This window comes from Actinomadura sp. WMMB 499, assembly GCF_008824145.1.
Classification (GTDB): domain Bacteria; phylum Actinomycetota; class Actinomycetes; order Streptosporangiales; family Streptosporangiaceae; genus Spirillospora.
In genome coordinates, this window is the sequence record NZ_CP044407.1 from 5014638 (window position 1) to 5041381 (window position 26744).

General features: G+C 67.2%; 24 protein-coding genes and 1 tRNA gene. 10 read left to right on the forward strand and 15 right to left on the reverse strand.

The genetic code is table 11. The features are described 5' to 3' along the window. Nucleotides 1–33 precede the first annotated feature (33 nt). Both F7P10_RS22275 and dcd read right to left on the reverse strand, forming a co-directional pair. Nucleotides 34–1326 carry a glycine betaine/L-proline ABC transporter ATP-binding protein gene (locus F7P10_RS22275; RefSeq protein WP_151011870.1) on the reverse strand — a complete coding sequence of 431 codons (1293 nt, stop codon included), beginning with the start codon at nucleotides 1324–1326 and terminating at the stop codon, nucleotides 34–36. A gap of 172 nt (nucleotides 1327–1498) precedes the next feature. Then, nucleotides 1499–2074 (reverse strand): dCTP deaminase, encoded by a 576-nt coding sequence (dcd, locus tag F7P10_RS22280; protein WP_151011872.1) that lies wholly within the window; start codon nucleotides 2072–2074, stop codon nucleotides 1499–1501. A gap of 78 nt (nucleotides 2075–2152) precedes the next feature. Here dcd and F7P10_RS22285 point away from each other — a divergent pair. Further along, a tRNA-Gly gene (locus tag F7P10_RS22285) sits at nucleotides 2153–2223 on the forward strand. Between the two features lie 471 nt (nucleotides 2224–2694). Here the strand turns inward: F7P10_RS22285 and F7P10_RS42595 are convergent. The 3 genes from F7P10_RS42595 to F7P10_RS22300 all read right to left on the reverse strand — a co-directional run bounded on the left by F7P10_RS42595 (nucleotide 2695) and on the right by F7P10_RS22300 (nucleotide 3997). Beyond that, entirely contained in the window at nucleotides 2695–2874 is a 180-nt protein-coding gene (locus F7P10_RS42595) for a hypothetical protein (protein WP_176611611.1), read from the reverse strand. A gap of 223 nt (nucleotides 2875–3097) precedes the next feature. Beyond that, nucleotides 3098–3379, reverse strand: a complete 282-nt coding sequence (locus F7P10_RS22295) for a hypothetical protein (RefSeq protein ID WP_151011874.1) — start codon at nucleotides 3377–3379, stop codon at nucleotides 3098–3100. Between the two features lie 144 nt (nucleotides 3380–3523). Continuing rightward, complete coding sequence (locus tag F7P10_RS22300; protein ID WP_151011876.1) at nucleotides 3524–3997, reverse strand: hypothetical protein; 474 nt, start codon at nucleotides 3995–3997, stop codon at nucleotides 3524–3526. Between the two features lie 283 nt (nucleotides 3998–4280). Between F7P10_RS22300 and F7P10_RS22305 the strand changes: the two genes are divergently transcribed. From F7P10_RS22305 to F7P10_RS22315, 3 genes are all read left to right on the forward strand, one after another. Continuing rightward, nucleotides 4281–4700, forward strand: coding sequence for a gamma-glutamylcyclotransferase family protein (locus F7P10_RS22305; protein WP_254715950.1), 420 nt, complete (start codon nucleotides 4281–4283; stop codon nucleotides 4698–4700). 455 nt (nucleotides 4701–5155) lie between these two features. Further along, nucleotides 5156–7090 carry an N-6 DNA methylase gene (locus F7P10_RS22310; RefSeq protein ID WP_218040113.1) on the forward strand — a complete coding sequence of 645 codons (1935 nt, stop codon included), beginning with the start codon at nucleotides 5156–5158 and terminating at the stop codon, nucleotides 7088–7090. Beyond that, the gene (locus F7P10_RS22315; protein ID WP_151011882.1) at nucleotides 7087–8463 is read left to right on the forward strand and encodes a hypothetical protein; all 1377 of its coding nucleotides are present in this window, start codon (nucleotides 7087–7089) and stop codon (nucleotides 8461–8463) included. Before F7P10_RS22310 ends, F7P10_RS22315 begins: the two co-directional genes overlap by 4 nt. 341 nt (nucleotides 8464–8804) lie before the next feature. Here F7P10_RS22315 and F7P10_RS22320 read toward each other — a convergent pair whose 3' ends face one another. Together F7P10_RS22320 and F7P10_RS22325 are read right to left on the reverse strand one after the other, a co-directional pair. Continuing rightward, entirely contained in the window at nucleotides 8805–9911 is a 1107-nt protein-coding gene (locus F7P10_RS22320; protein ID WP_176611612.1) for a DUF3644 domain-containing protein, read from the reverse strand. A gap of 663 nt (nucleotides 9912–10574) precedes the next feature. Further along, the gene (locus tag F7P10_RS22325; protein ID WP_151011884.1) at nucleotides 10575–11387 is read right to left on the reverse strand and encodes a tyrosine-type recombinase/integrase; all 813 of its coding nucleotides are present in this window, start codon (nucleotides 11385–11387) and stop codon (nucleotides 10575–10577) included. A gap of 28 nt (nucleotides 11388–11415) precedes the next feature. Here F7P10_RS22325 and F7P10_RS22330 point away from each other — a divergent pair, with 28 nt between their 5' ends. Then, the gene (locus tag F7P10_RS22330) at nucleotides 11416–11775 is read left to right on the forward strand and encodes a 5-carboxymethyl-2-hydroxymuconate Delta-isomerase (RefSeq protein ID WP_151011886.1); all 360 of its coding nucleotides are present in this window, start codon (nucleotides 11416–11418) and stop codon (nucleotides 11773–11775) included. A 173-nt stretch (nucleotides 11776–11948) separates the two neighbouring features. Here F7P10_RS22330 and F7P10_RS22335 read toward each other — a convergent pair whose 3' ends face one another. Further along, on the reverse strand, nucleotides 11949–13217 hold the full coding sequence (locus F7P10_RS22335; protein WP_254715951.1) for a caspase family protein: 1269 nt from the start codon (nucleotides 13215–13217) through the stop codon (nucleotides 11949–11951). A 186-nt stretch (nucleotides 13218–13403) separates the two neighbouring features. On the opposite strand from F7P10_RS22335, the gene F7P10_RS22340 reads away from it, so the two are divergent. Continuing rightward, nucleotides 13404–14522, forward strand: coding sequence for an IS630 family transposase (locus tag F7P10_RS22340; protein ID WP_151011890.1), 1119 nt, complete (start codon nucleotides 13404–13406; stop codon nucleotides 14520–14522). 103 nt (nucleotides 14523–14625) lie between these two features. On the opposite strand, the gene F7P10_RS22345 is transcribed toward F7P10_RS22340, so the two are convergent. Both F7P10_RS22345 and F7P10_RS22350 read right to left on the reverse strand, forming a co-directional pair. Then, nucleotides 14626–15006, reverse strand: a complete 381-nt coding sequence (locus tag F7P10_RS22345) for a hypothetical protein (protein WP_254716795.1) — start codon at nucleotides 15004–15006, stop codon at nucleotides 14626–14628. 383 nt (nucleotides 15007–15389) lie between these two features. Continuing rightward, the gene (locus F7P10_RS22350) at nucleotides 15390–16307 is read right to left on the reverse strand and encodes an SDR family oxidoreductase (protein ID WP_302851356.1); all 918 of its coding nucleotides are present in this window, start codon (nucleotides 16305–16307) and stop codon (nucleotides 15390–15392) included. Nucleotides 16308–16444: 137 nt separating this feature from the next. On the opposite strand from F7P10_RS22350, the gene F7P10_RS22355 reads away from it, so the two are divergent. Continuing rightward, nucleotides 16445–17290, forward strand: a complete 846-nt coding sequence (locus tag F7P10_RS22355; RefSeq protein ID WP_151018218.1) for a helix-turn-helix transcriptional regulator — start codon at nucleotides 16445–16447, stop codon at nucleotides 17288–17290. Between the two features lie 127 nt (nucleotides 17291–17417). Here F7P10_RS22355 and F7P10_RS22360 read toward each other — a convergent pair whose 3' ends face one another. After that, on the reverse strand, nucleotides 17418–18878 hold the full coding sequence (locus tag F7P10_RS22360; RefSeq protein ID WP_151018219.1) for a SulP family inorganic anion transporter: 1461 nt from the start codon (nucleotides 18876–18878) through the stop codon (nucleotides 17418–17420). Nucleotides 18879–19154: 276 nt separating this feature from the next. Beyond that, nucleotides 19155–20762, reverse strand: coding sequence for a peptide chain release factor 3 (locus F7P10_RS22365; protein ID WP_151011893.1), 1608 nt, complete (start codon nucleotides 20760–20762; stop codon nucleotides 19155–19157). Nucleotides 20763–20866: 104 nt separating this feature from the next. Between F7P10_RS22365 and F7P10_RS22370 the strand changes: the two genes are divergently transcribed. The 3 genes from F7P10_RS22370 (at nucleotide 20867) to F7P10_RS22380 (ending at nucleotide 22508) form a co-directional block, all read left to right on the forward strand. Further along, nucleotides 20867–21598, forward strand: coding sequence for a spermidine synthase (locus tag F7P10_RS22370; RefSeq protein WP_151011895.1), 732 nt, complete (start codon nucleotides 20867–20869; stop codon nucleotides 21596–21598). 90 nt (nucleotides 21599–21688) lie between these two features. Next, nucleotides 21689–22087 (forward strand): MerR family transcriptional regulator, encoded by a 399-nt coding sequence (locus tag F7P10_RS22375; protein WP_151011897.1) that lies wholly within the window; start codon nucleotides 21689–21691, stop codon nucleotides 22085–22087. Nucleotides 22088–22148: 61 nt separating this feature from the next. Next, nucleotides 22149–22508 carry a helix-turn-helix domain-containing protein gene (locus F7P10_RS22380; RefSeq protein ID WP_151011899.1) on the forward strand — a complete coding sequence of 120 codons (360 nt, stop codon included), beginning with the start codon at nucleotides 22149–22151 and terminating at the stop codon, nucleotides 22506–22508. Nucleotides 22509–22513: 5 nt separating this feature from the next. Here the strand turns inward: F7P10_RS22380 and F7P10_RS22385 are convergent, their stop codons facing one another. From F7P10_RS22385 to F7P10_RS22395, 3 genes are all read right to left on the reverse strand, one after another. Next, a complete protein-coding gene (locus tag F7P10_RS22385) occupies nucleotides 22514–23116 on the reverse strand; it encodes a ClpP family protease (RefSeq protein ID WP_151011901.1) in 603 nt (200 codons plus the stop codon). Beyond that, nucleotides 23113–23739 (reverse strand): ClpP family protease, encoded by a 627-nt coding sequence (locus F7P10_RS22390; protein WP_151011903.1) that lies wholly within the window; start codon nucleotides 23737–23739, stop codon nucleotides 23113–23115. Before F7P10_RS22390 ends, F7P10_RS22385 begins: the two co-directional genes overlap by 4 nt. 94 nt (nucleotides 23740–23833) lie before the next feature. Continuing rightward, nucleotides 23834–26689 carry a DUF4132 domain-containing protein gene (locus F7P10_RS22395; RefSeq protein WP_151011905.1) on the reverse strand — a complete coding sequence of 952 codons (2856 nt, stop codon included), beginning with the start codon at nucleotides 26687–26689 and terminating at the stop codon, nucleotides 23834–23836. Between the last annotated feature and the right edge of the window lie 55 nt (nucleotides 26690–26744).

A 26744-nucleotide genomic window follows, 5' to 3' on the forward strand; every position in this document is an offset into this window, starting at 1 on the left:
TCGCCGACGTCGAGGCGCGGCAGTTCCACCGCCTTACTCGCCGTCAACGTTGCCGCCCTCCTTGGTCAGCGCCAGCTCGTCGTCGACGACGCCCTGCACCGCCACGTCGTCCACCTGCGTGTTGATCGCGCCCAAGGCCGCCAGCAGCGTGACCCGCGGGATGACGCCCAGCAGCGTCCCGTCCTCGTCGGCCACCGGCACCGGCAGGTCGCTCTCTGCGCACCGCGCGAACAGCTCCGCCACCGGGGTGTCCGGCGACACCGGCTCCGGATCCTCCGCGTCGATCAGCCCGTCCAGCGTGTCCACACCGTCCTGCACCGCGTCGGCGATCCGCGCGGCGCGCACCCGCCCCCGCAGCTTGCGGTCTTTCGTCACCACGAACGCCGCGGACGTCTGGTTCTCCCGCATCGTCCGCAGCGCCGTCCGCGGACCCGTCGACGCGAGCACCGTGACCAGCGGCTTCTCCATGACCGACGACGCGGTCAGCACCCTGGTACGGTCCACGTCCGCGACGAACTGGGCCACGTAATCATTGGCGGGATCGGTGAGGATCTCCTCGGCCGTCCCGATCTGCACGATCCGGCCCTCGCGCATCACCGCGATGCGGTCGCCGATGCGCATGGCCTCGTTCAGGTCGTGCGTGATGAACACGATCGTCTTGCCGAACCGCGACTGCAGGTCCAGCAGCAGATCCTGGACCTCGCGTCGAATAAGAGGATCGAGCGCGCTGAACGCCTCGTCCATCAGGATGATGTCGGTCCCCGAAGCCAGCGCCCGGGCGAGCCCCACACGCTGCTTCATGCCCCCCGAAAGCTGACCGGGAAGCTTGCTCTCCCACCCCTCGAGTCCCACCAACTTGAGGAACTCGCGGCCCTGCTTCTCTCGTTCTTCCTTCGCGACGCCGCGCACTTCGAGCCCGTACGCGGCGTTCGCGAGAACCGTCCGGTGAGGGAAGAGCGCGAAGTGCTGGAAGACCATGCTGACCTTGTTCTGCCGCGCGGCCCGCAGGGCCTTCGGCGACAGTTTGGCGATGTCCTGGCCTTCGATCTCGATGCTGCCCGCCGTCGCCGGCAGCAGCCCGTTCAGCATGCGGATCAGCGTGGACTTCCCGGAGCCCGAGAGCCCCATGACCACGAAGATCTCGCCTTGATTGACCTCGAATGTGGCGTCGACCACAGCAGGCGTGACGCCGAGCTTGCGGACCTCCTCAAGGTCCGACCCGTTCGCGAGTCCCCGTTGTGCCACGGCCGCCTTGCGGCCGAACAGCTTCGTGACGCCTTCCGCGCGGAGTATGGACACGATCTCCTTCCGGGTTCCCACGTCCATCCGGCGCGGAAACGGGTCGCCTACACGTCCAGGCGCCCGGACTCGACGAGACTCATATAAAGAGCCTGTCAAGCGAACGCCAACTCTCTGCGTCGCTCGAAACTACCTGCTCAACGAACATGTTTCATCCTTTGGGGGGGTTCGTCACGTTAGGGTCACAGCTGGGACACGTTCACACCTTTGTCCGGTGGAAGTTCAGGTACGACCGCGACGGTGTCGGCCCCCTCTGGTCCTGGTAGCGCGACCCGTACCGCTTTGACCCGTACGGGTACTCCGCGGGCGAACTCGTCCGGAACAGGCACATCTGTCCGATCTTCATCCCGGGCCACAGCTTGATCGGCAGCGTCGCCACGTTCGACAGCTCCAGCGTCACGTGACCGTTGAACCCCGGATCGATCCACCCCGCGGTCGAGTGCGTCAGCAGCCCGAGCCGTCCGAGCGAACTCTTCCCCTCCAGCCGCGCCGCCAGATCGTCCGGCAGCCCGAACACCTCGAACGTCGACGCGAGCACGAACTCACCCGGATGCAGCACGAACGCCTCGTCCGGCTCGACCTCCACCTGCCGCGTGAGATCCCGCTGCTCGACCGCGGGATCGATGTGCGGGTACTTGTGGTTCTCGAAGACCCGGAAGTACCGGTCCAGTCGCACGTCCACGCTGGACGGCTGAACCATGCCCGGTTCGTACGGGTCGATCTTCACCCGTCCGGACTCGAGCTCGGACCTGATGTCGCGATCGGAGAGCAGCACGCAGAAAAGCTACCCGGTCCACACGCCCCCCGACGATCCGGTACGATGGCGCAAGCGCGGACGGCGACCCCGTCCCACGCGGGTGTAGTTCAATGGTAGAACTTCAGCTTCCCAAGCTGACAGCGCGGGTTCGATTCCCGTCACCCGCTCGCACGACGAAGGCCCAGGTCACTGACATGTCAATGACCTGGGCCTTGTCTCGTTCATCACCCGGCGTGCCCGATCCCTCGCCGGAGTCCTTCCGGCGCTTGCCCCGCTTCTTGGCCTTCTTCGCCTTCTTGAGTTGGTGCTCGACCATCTTCCCGAGCGTCGAGGCGATCTCGCGGTGACGTTCGCTGCGCGCGTGAAGGTAGACCTGCGCCGCCAGGATGGACGAGTGCCCCATGCGGTTCATCAGCTCGGCCAGCGAGGCGCCCACTCGGCCGCGTAGGTGTTGCCTGTGTGCCGGAGGTCGTGAATGCGGATCTGCCCGACCGGCAGGTCTGCCCGCTCCAGAGCGCGAGCCCACACCTTGGAGAAGTTGCTTCGCCGAAGTTAGTTGCCCCGGACGCCGACGAAGACGAACCCGTCCGGTCCTTGTTGGGCGTGCGCGTCCGAGTGCTTGCGCACCTCCGGGTTGATCAGGTCGGGATGGCGACGGTCCGCCGGCCCGCCTCCGACTTGGGCTTTCCCCGCACGAGCGGCCCGAGTTCGTACACCGTCTCGTCCACGCGCACCCTTCCGGTGTCGAGGTCGATGTTCCGCCGCCGGAGGCCCGCCAGCTCAGCCCACCGCAGGTTGCCGAAAGTCGCGAGGAGCACGAGCGCCCCGCAGCGAGGCGTGAAACCTCGCTGAGGCGGAAGACCTCGCTCAGCGCCGGTCGCTCTTGGTCACGCGGCCTCCACAGTTGCCGACAGTTCGGGGAGTTGGGTAGCCGCGTCAAGGCAACGCCGCTTCGCGCCGCCGCACGACCGCCGGGCCGCTATTGCCGACGAGTCTGACCCGCGCGCCAGTCGTCATTGATTACCGCGCCTGCCTCTGGCTTCACGCAGCGGTCAGCGTCAACTCGCCGTCGCTCCGCTCGTCCACGCTCACGTCGATCGTCGCATCTACGTCATCCTCGAACCGCAAGGTGAAATAGGGAGACAGCTCCATGAGGAGCACCCAAGCCTGCCGCTCTTCACTGGTCAGCGGGGAAACAATAGCTGCGGAGGCATGCCACCCCGAATCATCGCTAACGACGAGAACCTGCACGTCGACGGAGCCTAGGCACGTGTCCCGATTTGCCCACCACTCCAGCCGGGCCAGCGCCTCGTAGGTGTCCATGGAAGGAGTATTACAACCGTAGCGAGGTAGCAGCGTCGTCCGGCTGGCGGTCGCGGCGTGCACGGGCTCGAGCGTGCGCTTACCAGGGGGCTACGCGCCCCCACGGAACCCCGCGCGCCGAAGCGCTCGCTGTGCGATGCATGCTCACTTGACTACGTGGAACTCGGGATGGGTGAGCCAAGCCGCCATGGCCTCCGCATCCATGAAGTAGATCTCTCCAACTTGGAGGCACTGGTGTGCGTTGGACAGCCTTTCGAGCACATCTCCGGGCGCGTGGTAGAAATCCACCAACACCCACCCGTCGGTTCGTTGCGCCACGCGGTGTGCCATGCGGCCTAGAGCGGGCCTCCCGGCGATGTTGCTGACGAAGATGTGGAGCACGATGCCGCATCGAATCGTTACCCGAGTCGCCTGCTGGATCGCCTCTAGTTCCTCTGGTTCGGTTTCCTCGTCCGGCGATTGGACCTCGTAGGCGTAGGGCAGGCCATCGGCTGAATACCAGAAGTCCGGGTCCGACTTATCAGGAGTCAGCCCCTCGGCGATCATCTCTTCCACCACGATCGGCTCGACATGCTCAGGGATGTGGGGAGTTAGGACGAGCAACGCTGTTCCACCCATGGTGGTGAGTCAACAGCATCCGCTTTCGCTGCAGCTACCTGATCGGCACGAGTAGGCCCGCTGTCCCGCCGTCGTCATCGTCCGACGCGTCACGCGCACGCATGAGGGCATCGAGACCGTCCGCGAGCGCACGGTCGGCGTTGGCCGATCGGTGCTGGTAGCGGAGCGCGGCCCGTCGTGGACCCCGACGCTACGGTGTCCCGGGAGGTACTCCATGCCGCATACCGAGCGCCGCTCACCCCGACCGACCTCGCCGAACTCTGGCCCGCAGGACCGCCTATCGGTGGACCCGGAGGCCCTGTTCGTCTACGGCAGTCTCCAGTTTCCTGAGGTCCTGGTCGCCTTGATCGACCGTGTCCCTGAACACGAGCCGGTGAGCGCCGAGGGATGGCGAGTTGCCACCCTGCCCGGACGCCCGTACCCCGGCATCCTCCCCGGAGACAAGACCGCCCACGGCTACCTGCTCACCGGCCTCAGCCCCGAGGAGTGGCGCCTCCTGGACGCATTCGAGGACCCCGTGTACGAACTCGTCCGAGTCGACCTCACCGACGGCCGCCACGGCTGGACGTACGCATGCAACCCCGGCGCCGAAGTCGGAGACGACGACTGGTCCGCCGAGGAGTTCGAGGCCCGAGAGCTACCCGCCTATGTCGAGCGTTGCTCAGCATGGCGCCAGCGCTACGAGAGCCAACAGGCCAGCTAGAACCCCAGCCCCAGCACGGCGGGCACGCAGGCGCCGCAGGCCGGATGAGAACTTTCTTTACGTCTTCAAGGGCGCCCGCTACGCGGCCGCCGCCGGTCGGTCCGGGCCGGGCGTGCGGCCTCTCCGGGCCGACCCGCCCCGGCCGCCCGGCCACGCCACCCAACCGTGCAGTGCCGGACAGGCGTCATAGCGAGGAGGAGGCACCGCCAGGGGTCAGCGACAACGGGACACGAAGACGGAGCCAGACTCTGGCAGCACTGGACCGGGATGAGCCTCATGCGGCGGTGTCCACGTGGCGTGGCGAGTATCTGCGCCGCACCTATACCTGCCGTAGGATCGCTTGGCAGCCCGGTACGGACGGATCACTCTCGCCCCTCAAAGGACACTGAATGCCTGCGCCTTCCTCCCCGATAAGCCCTACGGTTGTCCCTGCCGGGTCCGTCCCGGAAGGGAAGGTGACAGACTTCCTCACCGGCAAGTTGGTCAGGGATACGCCCGAGGAATACGTCCGGCAGAACATTGAGAAAGCTCTCGTCAGGCAGTACAAGTACCCGGCGAAGGACTGTGAACCCGAGTTCGCTATAAAGATGGGCTCTGCGCGGAAGCGCGTGGACATCGTTGTATTTGAGCCTGGTTCGGAACACACCCAGGCCAATGCATTCATTTTGGTTGAAACTAAGAAGGCTGACGTCAAGCCAACACATAAGACAGAAGGTGTCGGCCAACTTCAGTCATACATGGCATCTTGTCTCAACGCCAAGTACGGGATATGGACGAACGGAGACGACAGATTTTGTTACGCCAAACGCCCAAACACTAAGGGTGGCTGGATCTTCGATGAAATCATCGAAATCCCTGCTTTCGGGCAAACCGAGGAGGAAGCTCAACGGCCCAAACGACGTGATTTGAAAGTTGCAACCGCCGATAATCTTCTTTTCGCGTTCCGGCGATGCCACAATTATATCGCAGCCCATGAGGGCAAACAGAAGACGGACGCTTTCTGGGAGCTTCTCAAGCTGATCTTCACGAAGATTGAAGACGAGCGGTCCCGTACTCTCAACTTCTATGCGACCCCCAGCGAACGGGAGAATTCGACCGTCGCGACGGCTGCCAAGAAGCGCATCCAGAATCTATTCAACGAAAAGGTCGTCAAGAAATATCCGACGATCTTCGAAGTTCGTGATCGTGAAATCGATCTCAGGCCCTCCGTCGTCGCCTACGTGGTAACCGAGTTGCAGGGATACTTCCTCCTTGCCTCGCCGGTCGATGTTAAGGGCGTCGCATACGAGGAAATTGTAGGCTCGAACCTTCGCGGAGACCGCGGCGAGTTCTTCACTCCTCGAAACGCTTGTCGTATGGCCGTGGCAATGATTAATCCGCAGCCTGGCGAAAGGGTTCTCGATCCTTCGTGTGGCACAGGCGGTTTTCTTATCGCTGCAATGAATCACGCCCTCAGTCACATTGAAAGCGCCGAGCGCGCAGAATGGATAAATCCTTCCAATGGGACCGATGTTGAGCGAGAGGAGTTGTTTCGCCGTCGCCAGGATTACCTCTCGCAGTGCGTCTTTGGGATCGACCTGAACCCAGCATTGGTGCGTGCCGCGAAGATGAACATGGTAATGAATAACGACGGCTCCGGTGGGCTGTGGCAGGCTAACAGCTTGAAGAACCCGCATTCGTGGCGGCCAGAACTCCGCAAAGCCATTCCGCTGGGATCCATCGACGTAATCGTATCCAACCCGCCATTCGGTACGAAGTTGCCAGTTGACGATGCGGACACTTTGTCGCAGTACGATCTCGCCGCCGTCTGGGACCAGGACGAAAAGGGCGACTGGGCGATCCGTCGGGACCGTCACGGCAACGCCGTACTACAGAAGTCACAACCGCCAGAGATCCTCTTCATCGAGCGAGCTATCCAGTTGCTTAAGCCAGGCACCGGGCGAATGGCAATGGTTATCCCCAATGGTATTCTCAACAACACAGGCTTGGCCTACGTCCGCTACTGGCTCCTTCGACACGCCCAAATCCTCGCGGTAGTCGATATGCACAGAGAATTGTTCCAGCCTAAGAATGACACTCAGACATCAATGGTCTTGATGCGCAGGCTCAGCGCCAGCGAGGTCGACCAAGCGGAAAGGAGCGGCCTTGACTATCCGCTGTTCATGGCTGTTGCAGAGAAGGTCGGTCATGATAAGCGAGGTAATGTGACTTATCGTCGCACGGCCGATGGCGAAGACGCGCTAGTTAGCCGCACCGAGACCGTGGTCGAGATCGACCAGACGAGTGGATCGGAGATTCTACGGGACGTTACGGTGACTGAGCGTCAGGTTGACGACGAGTTGCCTGAGGTCGCTACAGCCTACCTGCGTTGGCTTAGTGAGCAGCGATGATTGTCACTCCAATCAAAGCCGGGGAACTGCTCGCCAGTAACCGGCTAGATGCCAAGTACCACACGGCGCCGGCAGTGATGATCCGCAGCGCGCTCGCGAACCTTGCCAACGTCGAACTGAGGACCCTCAGCGATTACGCTAGTGTTCGGGCGCCGGGACGATTCAAGCGTACCTATGCCGCTGATGGCGAAGAGTTCGTCTCCTACCTGCGCCCGTACGACGTGTTTGATTACCTTCCGTTCGAGGCGGATAAACTCTCTCGTGCTCGCACAGAAGCTCTTGATGATTACCTGATCAGAGCAGGTGATCTCCTGCAGAGTTGCTCGGGAAGAAATCTTGGGCCGCTTACCATCGCTGATGCTCACCTTGCCAAATTCGCTCTTTCGCACGACATGATTCGTGTGTCGATCAACGACCATGCTGACCGGTTGTACACGCTTGCGTTCCTACGGACTCCGACTGGCCAGCACCTACTCAGGGGGGATCTCAACGGATCGGTCATCGACCACATCACCGTAGAGCAAGTTGCGGCAATATCCGTTCCCTTTGTGCGGTCGGTGCAACGTGACGTATCTGACCTCATGCGACACGCCACGGAACTTCGAGAGCGCGCCCGGATCAAACTCGACGAGGTCACACGCGGCTTTGCAGCCAGTCTGCCAAAGGCTACAGTCAGAGGCCGGCGTTCTTCGGGGTGGACACTTAGCGCTACAGGACTTAACGGACGTCTGGACGCTGCGTTTCATGACCCAGCTGTAGCTGACATCCGGGCTGCCCTCAAGGAGATTGGCGGGGTTTACGTCAAAGACGTTGCAGCATCTTCTATCCCTGGTCGGTATCGACGCTATTACGTCGATGCCGAGCATGGGCGTCCGATCGTTTCAGGTCGGCAGTTGCTGCAATCTCTTCCGATTAACCTCAAGTACATTTCTGAACGGTCATTTGACTATTCTGCTTACGAGTTGACTGAGGGCATGATTGCATTCGGTGCAGAGGGGCGCGCTGAGGAACGGATCGCCCAACCGGCCCTTATCTCTTCAGACAGGGCCGGGTGGTTGGCCAACAATCACGTAATGCGGGTACGGCCGAATCCTGGCGTCAATCCGGGCTGGCTTTACCTAGCCTTTGTGGTCCCTCAGGTTCAGATGCAGGTTAAGGCATGTTCTGCTGGTTCAGTTGTAGACGCGGTAAACGCGTCGGACCTCGGCAAAGTGATCCTTCCCCCGATGGACAATGTGCTCGGTGATACCGCGATCGACTGCTGGAACAGTTTTGCAGAGGCGAGCGAAACGGAAAGCCGAGCCATACAGATGCTCGAATCAGAAATCGCTACTGCGTCCCAGGTATTTGATTCACAGCCCAATCTTGGTTGATCGCTCCACCGGAGCGTGAGGTGGGCGAGGAATCTGGTTGAGCGGGAGCGAACCAGGGGCTGCGCCGCCCCCTGGACCCCTGCGAGCCGGGGCACTCGTTCGCGCGAGACGGTCTGTCACACCTTGCGCGCCGTTCGCGCGAACGAGTACCCCGGACCGGTTGCGGCTGGCCGTACGGGAGCCACCAATTGCCAGCCTGTGACTTCTGATGGTTAAGCGGGCCGAGTGTCGCTCATCGACTTTGCAAGTGAGCCCGTGTCGACCACGCGAGCGGCCAGTCTGACGATCGCGGGTGACGGCCTAAAGGGTGACGTCACTAGATGTCGCGCGCATGCACCGGGTCAGTTCGGCCGAGCCCTGCAGCCAGAAACCGAGCATTCCCGTATCTGCCCGTTAGGACGGGAACGGTGTGCCTCCCAGACTGCATTCATATCCAGTGTCCTCACCGCTTCCTTCATTATCATAAGTGCTTTGTTTGAGTACCGTGGAAGGTGTTGGGAACCGAATTCGAACTCATGGAGGCATGCCAAATCATCGTCGATGCCCAAATGTAGACGCAAGGCGGCGCTACGGACAGTGCTAATTCCGAGTTTCTCGGCGAGATCCGTTTTCGAAAGGTGATATTTGTGGTGCAGATCAACTTCCCGGATCGCCGCAGCGGGCACCGTTTCGTCTACCTCATACCGCACAGGCGGAGCATCAACATTCTTTGTAAAGTGGAGTTTGAGTGTGAGCCCTTCGCCGTCCGTCGAGGTCGAAAGATCGTGCAATTTAGGGAAGACTGTTTCTCTTGATTGCCCCTTTTTGATTCCTTTTTCTACCCGACCGACGTCTTTTTGAGATACGCGTGTCTCGGCTTCAACATGGGCCTCCATAGCCAAGAGTGTGCGGATCCGGGCGCGGGCCTCATGACCTGCCCGGCGGCCAGGCTGAAGAAGTCTGGCTATCTCGGCGTATTCCTCGTTCAAGATCAGAGCCACATCACGTGGTGCTTCTGCCGTCACGGGGAGCACGCGATGCGGAAGATATGAAGCCAGCCTCTCCTGAAAGACTAGATAAAGTAGATCGTCGAACAGAGTGACCCCCGCGCGTGCGTGTAGGTACAGGATTTGCTCGGATACCTGGGTATACCAGTGCTGTTCGTCGTCCCGCATGGCATCAATGGCGCGAAGTGTGCCCGCGTCAGAGGAACTGAGCTTGATGCTGGGATGTTGAGACGCCTTCTTCACGCAAGATTCAAAGCCTATTGAGCGACCAAGTTTTTTATCGAATACACTTTCACCTAGCTGCACTAGCATAGCCTTCAGTAGCATTTCGAAGGAATGCTGAAGATGGAGAAGAATATTCGTCGACCTACCCTCATCACGCGGTGAGTTGAACGCCTCCATGGCGTTTACGAGTGATGCGATTGCCTTCCCCTTAAGCACGCGGGCTTCCTGTTTAGCCATCGCACTACACTCCTTCGTTGAGGCTCCGCAAGGCTCATTAGGATATAGCGATCAACTACGGAGCAGGCCCGTCTCGCCGTTCGCGCGGGCGCACCGGGGCGGGTTGGTGTGCTAACGGCGGTGCTAACAACGGGGTCGGATGCCCCCTGGACGGGTGTGGACGGGCAGGAGGTTGCCGCGCTGGTCAGGGGACCTGTGGGGACGTTCCTGGACGGTCTTGATCTTGCTACGGATCAGATGGTGTCGTGACGACCGGCGCTGTCAACGCGAAGGTTCCTCGGAGCGGAGGTTAAGTTGCTGACGCGCCGCTTCCGGTGCTCGCTTCGCTGCGCTCCGGGTCGGCTTGTCCTCGGAATGGTCGGGTTTCCGCCGCGTGTGCTTGCGCGCGAGACCGGGCATCTGCGCAGGCCAGCAGGAAGGCGGCGGGCGATTAGCGGGCGATTAGGTAGGGTGACCAAGGGGCAAGAGCGGTCACTTGCGGGCAGGTGTTTGGGCAGGTGGGCCCCGGTGACGGGCGTGATCGGTTTGCTTCCCAAGCTGACAGCGCGGGTTCGATTCCCGTCACCCGCTCCGACGACGAAGGCCCAGGTCACTGACATGTCAATGACTCTGGGCCTTGATCGTTTCTAGGGCCGGAAGGCCCGCCGTGCAACCCGCGTGCAACTACCCGACCGGCACCGGGACGCCCGCCGTCCCGTCGTCATCGTCGTCCGACTCGTCTCGCGCACGCATCAGGGCATCGAGGCCGTCCGCGATCGCGCGGTCGGCGTTGGCCGATCGGTGCTGGTAGCGGAGCGCGGCCCGTTCGTTGTCGTGGCCCATCCGCGCCATGAGGTTTCGGAGCGAGACGCCCATGTCAGCGGCGAGGGTGTTGCCCGTGTGCCGGAGGTCATGGAAGTGCAGGTTCGGCACGCCGAGCGCCTTCACCACGAACGGCCACCGGGTGATCTTGTTGAAGCCGCTCCGGCGCATCGGCCCGCCCTTGACGCCCGTGAAGACCAGCGCTTCCGCGTCCGGCCGGACGTACTTTTCTAGGTGCGCCTCCAGATCAGGGACGATCGAGGCCGGTATCGAGACCGTACGCAGGCCAGCTTGTGACTTGTCGGCCCGAGGATCATCTCCCCGTTGGCCCGCTCGACGTACGCGGCCCGCACGCGGACGGTCCGGTTCACGGTGTCGATGTCGGCCCGCCGGAGCGCGGTCACCTCGCCCCACCGCAGGCTTGCGAACGCGGTGAGGAGGATGAACGCTCCACCGACGGCCGCCACGGTTGGACGTACGCATGCAACCCAGGTGCCGAAGTCGGAGACGACGACTGGTCCGCCGAAGAGTTCGAGGCCCGAGAGCTACCCGCCTACGTCGAGCGTTGCGCAGCATGGCGCCGGCGCTACGAAAGCCGACAAGCCGGCTAACCCGGACCAGAGCGCCAGGGAACGCCCGCCCGCAGGAGCTGAGATCCTGCAGTGAGGTGGCCATGGTTGGGGCTGACGTCCACGATGGGGCTATGCCGCAGATTCTCGTGGAGTACTCCGACCGTCTTGCCGACGCGTTCGACCGGCGTGGCTTCGCGTTGGCCCTGCACCCGGTTGCGGCGAAGTTGATCGGCAGCGCCCTACCTGACTTTAAGACTCGTTTCCGCCCGATTGCTGAGGCGGTCATCGGGACGGGCGAAGCCACCGAGGCGATGGTCCATGTGGATCTGGCGATCCTGCCCGGGCGTGATGCCGAACTCAGGGCCAGGTTGGGAGACCTGACGCTCACGATGCTGTGCGATCACATCAAGCCCGGATGCAGGCTCAACACGCAGGTCACGGTTGAAGTTCGCGACATTGCGTCGTATCACAAGCGCGTCCTGACGTCGTAGGCGGCAGCCGCCGGCGTGGCTCATCCAGCGTCGGCCCGCTCAGGATGATGATGCAGGTCAGAGCAGTCTTCGCAGGCTCGATGAGAACCTTTTGCGTCGCCCGCTACGCGGGGCGCCGGCCGGCCGCGCCCGGCACTGCGAGCCGGACCTGCGGGATTGTGTGCCAATCAGGTCTAAATGTCATCGTCGGAGATGCGCCCAAGTGGGGGATCTTGGCGCATGAAAAGATCTTGCAGTTGCTGGAAGAATAGTTCTACGAGAAGGTTATTTTTTGACTCGCTTTCACCGTATGCGAGTGCCAGCTCGAAGTGCAGTAAGCTGTCATTTTGCACTATCAGCGAAGAAGTTGGTGCGCCCTCAATCGTGTCGAGAATCGGACGATCGCTGCCTCGGATCAAGAACTCGTGGTCATTGATCTCGCTATACGGGATTGCTAGTCGCTTTCTTCCTGACCTCAAACGGATGCCCCACGTCGTGATGGCGATCCCCCGTGAAGGTAATAGCGTCCGGCGCCAACGATAGAATGCAATCAATTCCTCATCTCTCGCTGGAATTTGCTCCTCGTACACGCGCGTGACGTCCCTCTGTTGTGTTCCGCGATCACCGGGAAATTTGAATCCGCACCGTCTGGCCAGATCAGTGATCGCTGCGACCAGGCGGGGGTCGTTTCGCGGTACCGGGGAAACCTCTCGCGTGGACGCAGGGAACAGCGCTGGGTCGGCGACTCTCAGCGGCCGGTCTTCAGCCGTGTCTCCCCGTGGCGCCGGTGCCTGCTGAAATATCTGTCCTACGGCGGCCTCTCGCGATCCGCTCTGCGCATTGTTCCTGGCCAGGACGATGGTACCGCCGGCGCCGCGAGTACCGAACTGCGGTTCGGGTGCATCGGAAGACTGTCGCATTCGCTTCACGAGTTCCTGGTAGACGGCGGTCATGGTGAGGTACTCGCCACTCGACTCGAAGCCGTGTTCCAAGATGTCGATGAGCTCTCCCGTGAACATGGTGTACCTCCTTCCGACCGGCGCCAGCGATCTTCGGGTCGCGGCCGCCGAGGTCAGGACGCACACACCGTCTATCTCGGCTTTTTCGGCGATGCGCTGCTCGATGTACGGAGGGGGCGGTTCCGCCTCTGACATGTTATGCAGCAGTGCACGACCGCCGTAACAACAGTCCAGAATAACTACCGTCTTACCGGCGCGGCGCACACCCGGCGCAAGCCTCGCCTGGAGCTTCTCGTATGCCAGGCACTCGTCCCCCGCCTCCGCTCCTGGAATGGCCAAGTAGAGGTCTTCCTCTGGGCCAATCAGGAGACCATGTCCGGCGTAGTACACCAGCAGCGTGTCGGTCGCCTCGGCCGCAGCGTTCTGCACCTCGCGCAGCACCGTGCGCTCGTCCGTCGGCTGGGGCAGATATCTGCAGTGCTCCGCTGGGAGTGCCCAGCCCAAGTCGCCGGTCAGCAGCCGCCACAGCCCCTCAAGGTTTCCTTCGACCGAGGGCAGGTCATGCAGACCTAGTGCGGTGTCCAGAAATGTTCACCGGGTTCGTGACACGCCGGGGCGGGTCCGGGACGACTGGGACTGCGAGCACCACGCTCGACGGCGACGAGATGCCGTCGAGCGGGAGGAGCGCCGGTGGCCGAGCCGGTCAGAGCACGCAGATTGACCGAGGCCGAGGGACGCAGGCTGCAGCAGATCGTGCGACGCGGCAAACACGAATCGATCCGGGTGCGCAGAGCGATGATCATCATGGCGTCCGCGTCCGGCACCCGGGTCCCGGCGATCGCCCGGCTCGTGGCCGCCGACGAGGACACCGTCCGCGACGTGATCCACGACTTCAACCAGCGAGGACTGGCCTGCCTGGACCCTAACTGGGCGGGAGGCCGTCCCCGCCGCATCACCAACGACGACATCGCCTTCATCGTCTGGACCGCCACCACCCGCCCCACCAGGCTCGGACGCCCGTTCACCTGCTGGAGCCTGCGCAAACTCGCCGAACACCTCGCCGGCCACAGCGACCGCACGATCAAGATCGGCCGGGAACGGCTGCGGCAGATCCTGCACTCCCACGGCATCACCTTCCAGCGCACCCGAACCTGGAAGACCTCCAACGACCCCGACTTCGACACCAAACTCGACCGCATCGAGCACGTCACCGGCCGGTTCCCCGACCGGTGCTTCGCCTTCGACCAGTTCGGCCCGCTGTCGATCCGCCCCTGCCACGGCACCGCCTGGACACCGCGAGGCCGGCCCGACCGGCTGCCGGGCACCTACCGCCGCACCCACGGCGTCCGCTACTTCCACGGCTGCTACTCGGTGGGCACCGACACCCTGTGGGGCATCACCCGACGCCGCAAGAGCGGCACCAACACCCTGGCGGCGCTCAAGAGCATCCGCGCAGCCCGCCCCGACGGCGCACCCGTCTACGTCATCCTGGACAACCTCTCGGCGAACAAGACTCCCCAGATCAGAGCCTGGGCGGACCGCAACAACGTGGAACTGTGCCCCACCCCGACCTACACCTCCTGGGCCAACCCGATCGAGGCGCACTTCGGGCCGCTGCGCACCTTCGTGATGGGCAATTCCAACCATCCCAACCACACCGTTCTGGCCCGGGAACTACAGGCCTACCTGCGCTGGCGCAACGCCAACGCCCGCCACCCCGACGTGCTGGCCGCCCAACGCCGCGAACGCGCCCGCGTCCGCAGCGAACGACAACAACGCTGGGGACGTCCCCGCCCCAAAGCCGCATGACCAAACCCGGCGAACGTTCCTGGACACCGCACTAGCGCGGAACCGCCGGCGTACGTCCCGATCAACACCGCCCGGCTATGCGCCGGATCAGGCAGCGACCCGGTCACGAGCCGTCCTCCCGAGTCTGTTCCGCCGCACGCCTCAGCGCCTCGACGATACGGGCGATCTCCGCCGGATCGTTGCCGCGGACGACCTCGGTAGCTCCACCACATTCCAGCCGGACTTCCAATGCCTCCGACGGCCTGGGGCTTGCTGCCGGAGGCGCCGCTCGTCTGGCGCGACGGGTCTCCACGTACGCCGCTACCCCCGTCACGAGCCCTCCGAGCGCGATAACGTTGTCGAATACCGCCTGGATGATCTCGCCGGCGCCCATCTCGTGCGCCGCACCCGGCGCCACTGAGAACGTCACCTCGCGCGCCACCGGATCCATCGCTAGCCACGCCATCAGCCCGCGACCGTCCACATCACCGGAAGTACGGATCACGACCTGCAAATTTCCCCCAACCACACGCGGACAACTGTCGAACAGTCTTGCGGGGGGCCTACGAGCGAACCATCGGGTGACCAGGACCGGTCAGGTGCCCTGGAGCGCCCGACTGGACGAGTGCCCCACGCGGTTCACCAGCTCGGTCAGCGAGGCGCCCGACTCGGCCTGTAGGGGGTGCCTGTGTGCCGGAGGTCGTGAATGCGGATCGGCCCTACCGGCAGGAATGCCCGCTCCAGAGCGCGAGCCCGCACCTTGGAGAAATTGCTCCGCCGGAGCCGTCGCTGGGGGCTGGTGCGCGGGTTGCTTCGGCTCAGTCTGAATTAAGCGAGGGTTACTCGGTGGATTCAGGCTGAGTCATGCGTCTGGGAAGGGCACCTGGGTCAGTTCTTCGGAGGTTTGCCATACGCGTTGGGCTCGGTCGTTGTCGCGTAGGGGGTTGTAGAGCTTCTGGTGTGCGGGAGGGCCGCCCATGTGGCCGGGGCCGCGGGGGCCGTAGAGGCGGCCGTGTTCGGCGTCGGGGAGGTGGCGGCGTAGAGGGCCGGGAGTTTGGCGGTCTCGACGGTGCCGAGGAGGATGCCCCGTTCGGAGAGGGCCCGGATGAGCCGGCGGCCGGAGGTGTCGCGGTCGCGGCCGAGCTCGGGACGTGCGGCGAGGAGGTTGGTCGGGGCGACGCCCGGATGGGCGAGGTTGCTCGTGATGCCCCAGCCGCGTGCCCGGCTGCGCCGGTCGAGTTCGAGGCCGAAGAGCCCGAACGCGATCTTGGACTGGCGGTAGGCGCGCATGCCGTCGTAGGAGCGTTCCCAGTTCAGGTCGTCCCAGTTGACGGTGCCGCGGCTCGCGGCGACGCTGACCTGCGAGGTGACTCGGGCGTGCCCGGCGCGCAGCAGGGGCAGGAGGTGTCCGACGAGGGCGAAGTGGCCGAGGTGGTTGGTGCCGAACTGCAGCTCGAACCCGTCTGCGGTCGCCTGCCGGTCGGGCGGGGTCATGACGCCGGCGTTGTTGATGAGGATGTGGACTGGGCGGGCCTCTGCCTGGAGGGTCGCGCCCAGCGCGGCGACGGAGGCGAGGGAGGAGAGGTCGAGTTCGCGGAGCGAGACGGCCGCGTCCGGGGTCCGCCGGCGGATCGTGGTGATCGCGGCCTCGCCCTTGCGCGGGTTGCGGACGGGCAGGACGACCTCGGCGCCGGCGGCGGCGAGCCGGGCGGCGATGCCGAGTCCGATGCCGTCGCTCGCTCCGGTGACGACGGCGCGTTTGCCGGACAGGTCGGGGACGGTGATGTCGATCCGCTTTCGTGGCACGGGGTTCACTCCTGGAGGTCTCGGCGCTCCATCCACGTTCGCGGACACGGACGTTCCCATCCAGGGACTGTCGATCCGCTGATGACGGGCCTCGGCGGCCGCTAGAAAGGAAGCGGGACCACGGGAGGGACGGCATGGTGATCGATCGGGCGGGGCTGGCGGTGTTCCTCCGGCGCCGCCGGGGGGCGCTGCGGCCCGAGGACGTCGGGCTTCCGCGCGGGCGGAGGAGACGGACGGGCGGGTTGCGGCGGGAGGAAGTCGCCGGTCTGTGCCATATGTCGACCGACTACTACGCGCGGCTGGAGCAGGAGCGGGGGCCCCGGCCGTCCGAGCAGATGGTCGCCTCGATCGCCCAGGGGCTCCATCTCTCCCTGGACGAACGCGACCATCTGTTCCGTCTCGCCGGCCACAACCCGCCGGTCCGGGGCGCGGACGGCGAGCACATCGGCCCCGGCCTGCTGCGCATCCTCGACCGGTTGCAGGACACGCCCGCCGAGATCGTCACCGAGCTGGGCGAGACCCTGCGGCAGACCCCGCTCGGCGTCTCGCTGACCGGCGACGCGTCCCGGTTCACCGGCCCCGCGCGCAGCCTCGGCTACCGCTGGTTCACCGATCCCGCGAGCCGGCGGCTGTATGCGCCCGAAGACCACGCGTTCCTCACCCGGATGTTCGCCTCCGGCCTGCGCGAGGTCGCCACGCTGCGGGGGCCGGGTTCTCGGGCGGCGCACTACGCGGACCTGCTTTTGGTCGAGAGCGAGGAGTTCCGGGTCGTGTGGGGCGAGCATGAAGTCGGCGTTCGTCCCAGCGAGGTGAAACGCTTCGTCCACCCCGAGGTCGGCGCGTTGGAACTGAACTGCCAGATGCTGCTGGACCCGGAGCAGTCGCACCGGCTCCTCGTCTACACCGCTACCCCTGGCAGCGAAAGCCACGAGAGGCTGCAACTGCTTTCCGTCATCGGTGCTCACCCGGTCGGGGCCGTCTGACGAGGTGCTTCTGGGGCCCACCTGAGGCACGCACATGAGCGGAGAGTCCCGCACCGTCAGGCCCGCCTGCCGCTCGCGGACGGCGTCCCCCGATGGACCGCCTCGGTTTCGCGGTCCTGACCGGACGTCAGTGGCTTCCGGTGAGTTCGCCGGACAGGGTGCCGTGCATCCGGGCGCTGGGCTCGTTCAGGCCGATGATCTCGACGGTCTTGCCGCGCTGCTCGTACTTGGTGGTGACGGCGTCGAGGGCCGCGACGGTGGAGGCGTCCCAGATGTGGGCGTCGGTGAGGTCGATGGTGACGTGGTCGGGGTCGCCGGAGTAGTCGAACCGGTAGACGAGGTCGTTGCTGGACGCGAAGAACAGCTCGCCGGTGACCGCGTAGACGGCCCGTCCGCCGTCGGGGTCGGTGACGGACGAGACGTTGACCAGGTGCGCCACCCGGCGGGCGAAGATCACCATCGCGGTGATCGTGCCGATGACGACGCCGATGGCCAGGTTGTGGGTGGCGACGACGGCGGCGACGGTGACGGTCATGACGAGGGTCTCGCCGAGCGGCATCCGGCGGAGGGTGGCGGGCCGGATCGAGTGCCAGTCGAAGGTGCCGACCGACACCAGGACCATGACGGCGACGAGGGCGGCCATCGGGATGTCGGAGACGATGGGGCCGAACACGATGCACAGGACCATGAGGAAGACCCCGGCGAGGAAGGTGGAGAGCCGGGTGCGGGCGCCGTTCTTCACGTTGATCATCGTCTGGCCGATCATGGCGCAGCCGCCCATGCCGCCGAACAGGCCGGTGACGATGTTGGCGACGCCCTGCCCGATCGACTCGCGGGTCTTGTTCGAGTGGGTGTCGGTGATGTCGTCGACGAGCTTGGCCGTCATGAGGGACTCCATCAGCCCGACGAACGCGAGCGCCAGGGCGTACGGGGCGATGAGGGTGAGGGTGTCGAGGGTGAACGGGACGTCCGGGACGCCGGGGACCGGGAGCGTGGAGGGCAGCGCGCCCTTGTCGCCCACGGTCGGGACGGTGATGCCGGCGGCGACGGTGATGACGGTGAGGATGACGATCGACACCAGCGGGGCCGGGACGACCTTGGTGATGCGGGGGAACAGCACCATCAGCGCGAGCCCGGCGGCGGCGAGCGGGTAGACGGGCCACGGGACGTCCCGCAGCTCGGGGACCTGCGCGAGGAAGATGAGGATGGCGAGGGCGTTGACGAACCCGACCATCACCGAGCGGGGCACGAACCGCATGAGCCGCGCCACGCCGAGCGCGCCGAGGACGATCTGGAAGGCGCCGCCGAGGACGACCGCGGCGATCAGGTGGCCGAGGCCGTGGTTGATGGACAGGGGCGCGACGACCAGGGCGATCGCGCCGGTCGCGGCGGAGATCATCGCGGGGCGGCCGCCGACGATCGCGATGGTGACGGCCATGGTGAAGGACGCGAACAGGCCGATCTGCGGGTCGACGCCGGCGATGATCGAGAACGAGATCGCCTCGGGGATCAGCGCCAGCGCCACCACCAGGCCCGACAGGACCTCGACGCGGAGCAGCTTCGCGGTGACCGGCTGGGACGGTTTCATGCGGTTCGCCAGGACGGCAGGCAGAGACAAGGCACTCCAGAGCAGGGCATGCGGCACGGGAACGAAAGGGCCCGGCCACGCTGCCGGGAGAGAGAAGCGGGGAAGCGGGTGCCGGTCTACGGCATGCGCCATCTCCCCCGAATCTCGGCCGAACGAAGGGCTCGCCGGTGCGGTCGCGGCGGGCCTGGACGTGCGGAGCCGTCCGCACGCAACTCTACTCTAACGTGACGGGAGAGTTGTTCGTGCGGTTCGAGACGGCGGTCACAGCGCGGGACCCTAGTCGGGGGTTCCGGCGGCGAGCATCGGGGTCAGGGTGAGGTCGGGCTTGTCGCGCTCGATCGCGCGGACGCGCCACTTGTCGGGGAAGACGGCGACGAGGGCGCCGTCCAGCACGCGGGTGAGGACCTCGACGCCGCGCTGGGCGTCGAGGACCGGGGCGGAGGCGGCGTCGGTGAGGCGCGCGGTGGTGTAGTCGAGGCGGTTCAGGGTGACGGGGGCGCCGAACTCGTCCTCCATGCGGGCGGTGACGACCTCGAACTGCAGGGGTCCGACGGCCGCGAGGACCGGGGCGCCGTCGCCGCGCAGGTCGCTGCGCAGCACCTGCACGACGCCCTCGTTGTCGAGCTGGTCGATGCCGCGGCGGAACTGCTTGGCGCGGCCGTTGTCCTTCACGTGGGCGACCATGAAGTGCTCGGGGGCGAACGCCGGGATCGGGGGGAAGGTCACCGGCCGCCGGTCGTAGAGGGTGTCGCCGACCTTGACGCCGGCCGCGTTCGGCAGCCCGATGACGTCGCCGGGGTAGGCGGTGTCGAGGGTGGAGCGGTCGCGGCCGAACACTGTCTGCGCGTGCTTGGTGCCCATGGGCCGTCCGGTGGCGGCGTGGGTGAGGGACATGCCGCGCTCGAACCGTCCCGAGCACACCCGCACGAAGGCCAGGCGGTCGCGGTGGGCCCGGTCCATGCCGGCCTGCACCTTGAACACCTGCCCCGCGAAGGGCGCCCCGACCGGACGGTCCGTGCCGCGTTCGTCCGCGCGGGGGCCGGGGGCGGGCGCGAGCCGGCACACGGTCTCCAGCAGCGCCTCGACGCCGAAGTTGGGCAGCGCGGCGCCGAACAGGACGGGCGTGCAGGTCCCGGCGGCGAACGCGTCCATGTCGAGGACGGCGCCGATCTCGTCGAGCAGCGCGAGTTCCTCGGTCGCGGCCGTCCAGGCGTCGCCCTCCTCGGCGGCGGCCCGGTCGGCGGGGACGTGCTCGGCGACGGCGCGGGTGGCGCCGCCGGGGGCGCGGTGGAAGCGGGTGTAGGAGCCGTCCCCCCGTGCGACGAGGCCGCGGAAGTCGCCCGCGACGCCGACGGGCCAGTTCAGCGGTGCCGGACGCAGCCCGATGCGCTGCTCGACCTCGTCCAGCAGTTCGAGGGGTTCGCGGCCGGGCCGGTCCCACTTGTTCACGAAGGTGATGACCGGGATGCGGCGGTGGCGGCAGACGTCGAACAGCTTCAGCGTCTGCGCTTCCAGGCCCTTGGCCGAGTCCAGCAGCATGATCGCGCCGTCGACCGCGGCCAGCACCCGGTAGGTGTCCTCGGAGAAGTCGGCGTGCCCGGGGGTGTCGAGGAGGTTCAGGAGGGTCCCGCCGTACTCGAAGCGCAGGACCGACGAGGTGATCGAGATGCCCCGCGAGCGCTCCATGTCCATCCAGTCGGAGGTCACCCCGCGCCGTCCGGACTTGCCGTGCACCGCCCCCGCCTGCCCGATCGCCGACGCGTGCAGCGCGAGGGCCTCGGTCAGCGTCGACTTGCCCGCGTCCGGATGGCTGATCACCGCGAACGTCCGCCGCCGTGCCGCCTCCGCGAGCACATCGTCCGGGTTCGCCGTTCCCGTGGTCACGCCGCGTCTCCCTCTCACCGTCGCCGGGTCCCGCACCCCGCAACCCTACCTTTACGTTAGGGTGTGGTGACCGTACGAACGACCACCGGCGGGAACGGATCGCGATGGGGGCACTGTTCGAGGAGCTCGACTGGCGGCGGACGCCCATGGGCGCCGTCAGCCTGCGGCGCCGGCGCGACCCGGCCACGGGCGCCGACGTCTACGAGGTCAAGCTCGACGACGACTTCCTCATGTCGAGCCTGTGGACGGCCGGTGAGGTCGAGCTCGCGCGGCTCGGCCTGGCCGCGCTGGACGACGACGGGGCGGGCCTCGACGTCGTCGTCGGGGGTCTCGGGCTCGGCCACACCGCCGCCGCGGTCCTCGACGACCCGCGGGTGCGGTCGCTCGCCGTGGTGGAGGCGCTCGGCGAGGTGATCGAGTGGCACCGCGCCGGGCTTGTCCCGCTCGGCGGGCGGCTCTCGGGCGACGCCCGCTGCCGGCTGGTGCACGGCGACTTCTTCGCCATGGCGCGGACCGGCTTCGAGCCGGCGCCCGGCGGCCGGGTCCACGCCGTCCTGCTGGACATCGACCACTCGCCGCGGCACGTCCTCGACCCGCCGCACGCCGCGTTCTACCGGCCGGGGCCGCTCGCCGAACTGGCCGCGCGGCTCCACCCCGGCGGCGTCTTCGCCCTCTGGTCGAACGACCCGCCGGACGACGCGTTCACCGGCACGCTCGGCGAGGTCTTCGCGGACGTGGCGGCGCACGTCGTCGAGTTCCCCAATCCCGTCCAGGGCGGGACGTCGGCCAACACCGTGTACGTCGCGCGCACGCCCGCCGGGGGTCCGCAGCCGTGACCGGTCCGTTCCGGGAGATGGGATCATTGACCGACGGTAGGCGGCACCCGTCCCCGGTGTGACGATCCCGGAGGCGTGAGGAGGGTCCCGATGGACGGCAGGCACATGCAGATCGGCGAGGTCGCCGACCGGACCGGCCTGAGCCTGCGCACCATCCGGCATTACGAGGACGTCGGCGTGGCCCTGCCCACGGCCCGCTCCCAGGGCGGCTTCCGCCTCTACACCGACGACGACGTCGCGCGGCTCCTGGTCATCAAGCGGATGAAGCCCCTGGACTTCACCCTTGAGGAGATGCGCGACCTGCTGACCGTCCTGGACGAGCTGCGGTCCCCCGACACCGGCGCGGACGCCCGGGCCGGCCTCGCCGCACGGCTCGCCGCGTACCGCGCGCTGGTCGAGGAACGCTGCGCGAAGATCCGCGCCCGCCTGTCCGACGCCGAACGGTTCTCCGCCGAGCTCGCCGCGGAACTGCGCGAGCACCGCGCGTGACGCCGTTGCGCGGTGGGCGGAACGCGTGGGCGCGGCGGCGCCCCCGGCTTACGATGTGCGCATGGCCGAGACGACCCGACCGCACGCCGACGAGACGCCGACCGAGCCGGACGCGACGAGCCGTCCCGCGGAACCGCTGTGGCGCGACGAGCTCGGCCGGTGCCTGCGGCGCCTGCGCCTCGAGCGCGGCGAGATCCTGGTGGAGACCGCCCGCCGCGCGGGGGTCTCGCCCCAGTACCTGTCCGAGATCGAGCGCGGCGTCAAGGAGCCGTCGAGCGAGATGATCGCCGCGGTCGCCGGCGCCCTCGAGGTGACGCTCGGCGACCTGACGCTCGAGATCGCGACGAGCCTGCTGACCGTCCCGTCCAGGTCCGCGGCGGCGGGCCCGGCCTGCCGCGCCGCGTACGCCCTGGCCGCGTAGGCGCCCTACGCGGGGACCGGGTGCCGTTCCTCGATCACGTGGTCGATGAGGCCGTAGGCCCGCGCGGCGTTCGCGGTGAACACGCGGTCGCGGTCGGTGTCGGCGCGCAGCGTCGCGGTGTCCTGCCCGGTGTGCCGGGACAGGATGCTTTCGATGTCCGCGCGGACGCGGACGACCTCGTCCGCCTGCAGGATCAGGTCCGGGATCGCCCCGCGGCTCTGCCCGATCGGCTGGTGCAGGACGACGCGGGTGTGCGGCAGCGCGGCGCGCTTGCCGGGCGCGCCCGCGGCGAGGAGCACGGCGCCGACGGCGACCGCCTGCCCCACGCACGTCGTCGCGACCTGCGGACGGATGTAGCGGAGGGTGTCGTACACGGCGAGCATCGCGCTCGGGTCCCCGCCCTCGCAGTTGATGTAGAGCTGGATGTCGTTCTCGGGGCTGTCGGCCTCCAGGTGCAGCAGCTGCGCGACGAGGGCGTTCGCGACGCCCGCGTCGATGGCGGTGCCGAGGTAGATGATCCGTTCCGTCAGCAGGTGCGAGTAGACGTCCATGATCCGTTCACCGCGCTGGCTCCGCGCGATGACGTTCGGGATCGTGTAGGTGCTCATCGGCCCGCTCCCTCGGAGGCGGTGAGCCCGATCGGACGGTGGCGCACCGGGACGAGATCGTCGAAGTCGTCGACGATCGTGTCGATGAACCCGTACTCGAGGGCCTCCCGCGCGGTGTACCAGCGGTCGTGCAGCGAGTCCTCGAACACCCGCTCGAGGGGCTGGCCGGTGTCCTCGGCGATGAGTCCGAGCACGGTGTCGCGGGTGTGGCGCAGGTCGCCGGCCTGCAGCTCGATGTCGACGGCGGCACCGGCGATCCCGGCGGAGCCCTGGTGCATCAGCACCCGGGCGTGCGGCATGGCGCGGCGCTTGCCGCGGGTTCCGGACGACAGCAGGAACTGGCCCGCGCTGTAGGCGATGCCGAGCACCAGCGTGGACACGTCGCAGGGGACGAGCCGCATGACGTCGCGGATCGCGAGCATCGACGGCACCGACCCGCCGGGGGAGTGGATCCACAACGCGACGTCGGCCGCCGCGTCCTCCCGCGCCAGGGTGATCAGCTGTGTGGCGAGCAGCGTGCCGTTGTCGTCGTCCAGGGGCCCGTCGAGCACGAGGACGCGCTGCCGGTAGAGCTCGCGCCGGGCCCGTTCGTCGAACAGGGGCGCCTTCCGTTCTTCGCTCATGCCTTCACCTTGCGGCACCGCCCGTCCGGGCCGAAGCCCGTGCTGCTCTGGGCGGATCCGCCCAGAGCAGCACGCGAACCGGACGGCTGACCGGTCAGGTGATCAGGTCGACCAGATCGGCCAGGATCTCCGAGGCGGTGATCGCGTCCAGGTCGCCGAGGGTGCCCCGGTCGAGCCGGACGCGATCGATGCGCTGCTCGGGCCAGAAACCGAGGTCGCCGACGGCGATGCCCGGACTGATGTCGACGACGAGGGCCCGGCCGCCGGGCAGCTCCCGGAGGACGTCGACCTGGACGCCGCCGTCCTCGGCGCTCCCCCGCCGCCAGCCGCGCCGTTCCAGGCCCAGCAGCCCGCCGACCGGGACGGTGACGCCGTGGAAGCGCGCCAGTTCGGTGCCCGCGCGTTCCTCACCGGTCAGCGCATACGTAAATCGGTTCAGCTGCGGGAAGGGCTGGAGGATCTCGTAGTCGCCGAACACCTCGGCCCACGCCGCGAGGTCGCCGGACAGCTGGAGCGGGTGCGCCACCCCCACGCGGGACGAGCCGCCCAGGAGCGTCTCGTCGTCCCGGAGGCCGGCGAGCGTCCGGTCCTCGGCGACGCGGAACGTGCGGCCGTCCTCGGTGATCCACACCAGCCGCCGGGCGAGGTGCCGCACCAGCGGATGCGCGGTGATCAGCGTCCGGAACTCCTCGGCGGTCCACAGCTGCCGCGTGACCATGGCCTGCTCGAACCGCCGGAGCCGTTCGCCCGCCACGGTACGGACGTCCTTCTTCAGCGCGGCGAACCGCTTCTGGGCCGCCGGTGCCAGCTCCGGGTCGTCGCGGACGCCCGGCTTGGGCAGGGTCGCGCGCCGCCTGCCGGCGCCGTCCATCACGTACGGTCTGAGCAGTTCGTCGAAGCCCACCGTGAAACCGCGCGGCCCGTAGTCGAGGTACGTCCCGCCGTTGCCGTCCAGCCCGAAGTCCGGGACGAGCCGGTCGCCGAGCTGGTCGCCGCTCAGCCCGAGATCGCCGGCGAGGGCGTCGATCCGCTCCTGCGCCTTCCGCCTGAGGCCCTTGTACTTGAGGTCGGTGGCCAGGTTGTGGAGGTGCAGGAGCGCCACCTCGGAGCCGATCGCGAGCAGGACGTCCAGGCCCTTGACCGCCATGTGGTGGCCGCCGTCGCCCGGCCAGGTCCGGATGACCGGCGTGAGCCTGCGCACCGTCTCGTCGTCGCCGAGCAGGCCGAGGGCCGTCAGCGCCCAGCCGGTGCCGTCGGTGTCGTGCGGCCGCTCGCGCAGGCCCGACGACGCGAACAGCCGCCAGGCGAGTTCGGCCAGGTCGGCGGGCTCGCAGATCTCCTTGACGGCGGCGATGCCCGCGTAGGGCTTGTCCGGCGTGGAGATGGACAGCATCGAGACGAGGTGGCCGACCGCGTCGAGGGGAAGCGCCAGACCGTTCTCCCGGAGGACGACCTGGGGCAGGAGGTACGGATCAACCCAGACCGGCTGCCGGGGCATCGCCTGCGGCAGGTCGTCCAGGGGGTCGGCGGCGAGCAGCGCCCCGGCCGCCTTCGCGGCCGCGGCGCCGTGCTCGGCGGCGACCTCGAGGATCGCCGCCTCACCTTCGGCCGCCGCCAGGCGCCTGAGGGCGGCCTCCGCCCGGTAGCGCCGCGGGCCGACCTTCCCCAGCGCGAGGGGGACGAGGGCGCGGACGTCCGTCGCGCGCTCCGGCACGTCCGCGGCCGGTGTGATCCCCCGGACGGTCACGCGCCTGAACGCCGGACGGTCGCGCGTCCACGGCGGCTCGACCAGCAGCCGCGGCAGGGACTCGGCCGGGGCCTCCCGCGCCGATCCGGCGGCGACGGCACCGGTCTCGGGCGCCACATGGTCGCGCAGCAGCCGGGCGGCGTAGGAGGAGATCGGCGCGGGACCGGACGCGGCCGCCTCGCCGAGCAGCCGCCGCGCCCGTCCGGGGCAGCGGCGGGCCGCCTCGATCACGGCCGCGTGCGCGTGCGGCCGGTCGAGGCGGTCGACCAGGAGCCGGAAGGCCTCGTCGGTGGCCAGCACGCCGAGGGCCCGCAGCAGCCCGGACGGGTCGCGCCCGATGCCGGCCTCCTCGTCGGCGACCGCGGCCAGTGTCGGGGCCAGCGCCGGGCCGACGCCCTCGACGGCCGTCGCGAGCACGCCCGGCCTACCGTCGAGCCAGTACCACCCGTCGCGGCGGGCGAGGAGCGCGGCGAGCTGCCCGGCCGAACCGATCGTCCGCAGCACCATCATCCAGGTGTGGGGTCGCAGGTCGGGCAGGTCGCGGCAGAGTTCGTCGGACCACGCCGTCTCGGTCGGCACCAGGTACGCGGCGACCAGCCGCCGCATGCCGTCCCGGCGATGCTCGGCGAGCGTCTCGACGGCTTGCCGGTACTCCGGCTCGCTCGCGGCAGCGAGGAAGGCGCGGACGCGCGCCGCGACCAGTTCGAGGCAGTCCAGCCCGCGGTTGTAGCCGGGGTCATGCTCGTCCAGGCGGCGGGCGCGCAGGTGGCGGACGTGCTCGCGCTTCCGGTGCCCGTACCCCTCGACGAAGACGCCGCCGAGCTCGACCGCCGCCGCGGCGGCGAACGCCGGGCCGTGCTCGACGATCCACGCGTCCGCGAAGGTGGCGAACGGTTCCGTGCCGTACTCGTAGCCGTCCCGCAGCGGCCACTCCGCGGCGAGGACGGCCGCGAGCACGGCGGCGCCCCGGGGGTTCGCGTCGCCCAGCAGGTGCGCACGGGCGGGACGGGTCAGCGCTTCGTCGCTCAGCGGGCCGCCGAGCAGGTGGTCGATCTGGTCGCGCGACTCCCGCACCCACTCCTGGACGGCGGAGACGGCGTCCGGGACGAGTTCGAGCGGGGGAGCGGGCGTCCCGCCGCGCCGTGGATGTAGTGAGGTGCGCCAGTCGTCGGGAATGACGAGAAGATCCTCGTTCTCGGGCATGCGGAGCAACCTAGCGCCGCCGCCCGACAAGATCATGCGAACCGGCACCGCCGCC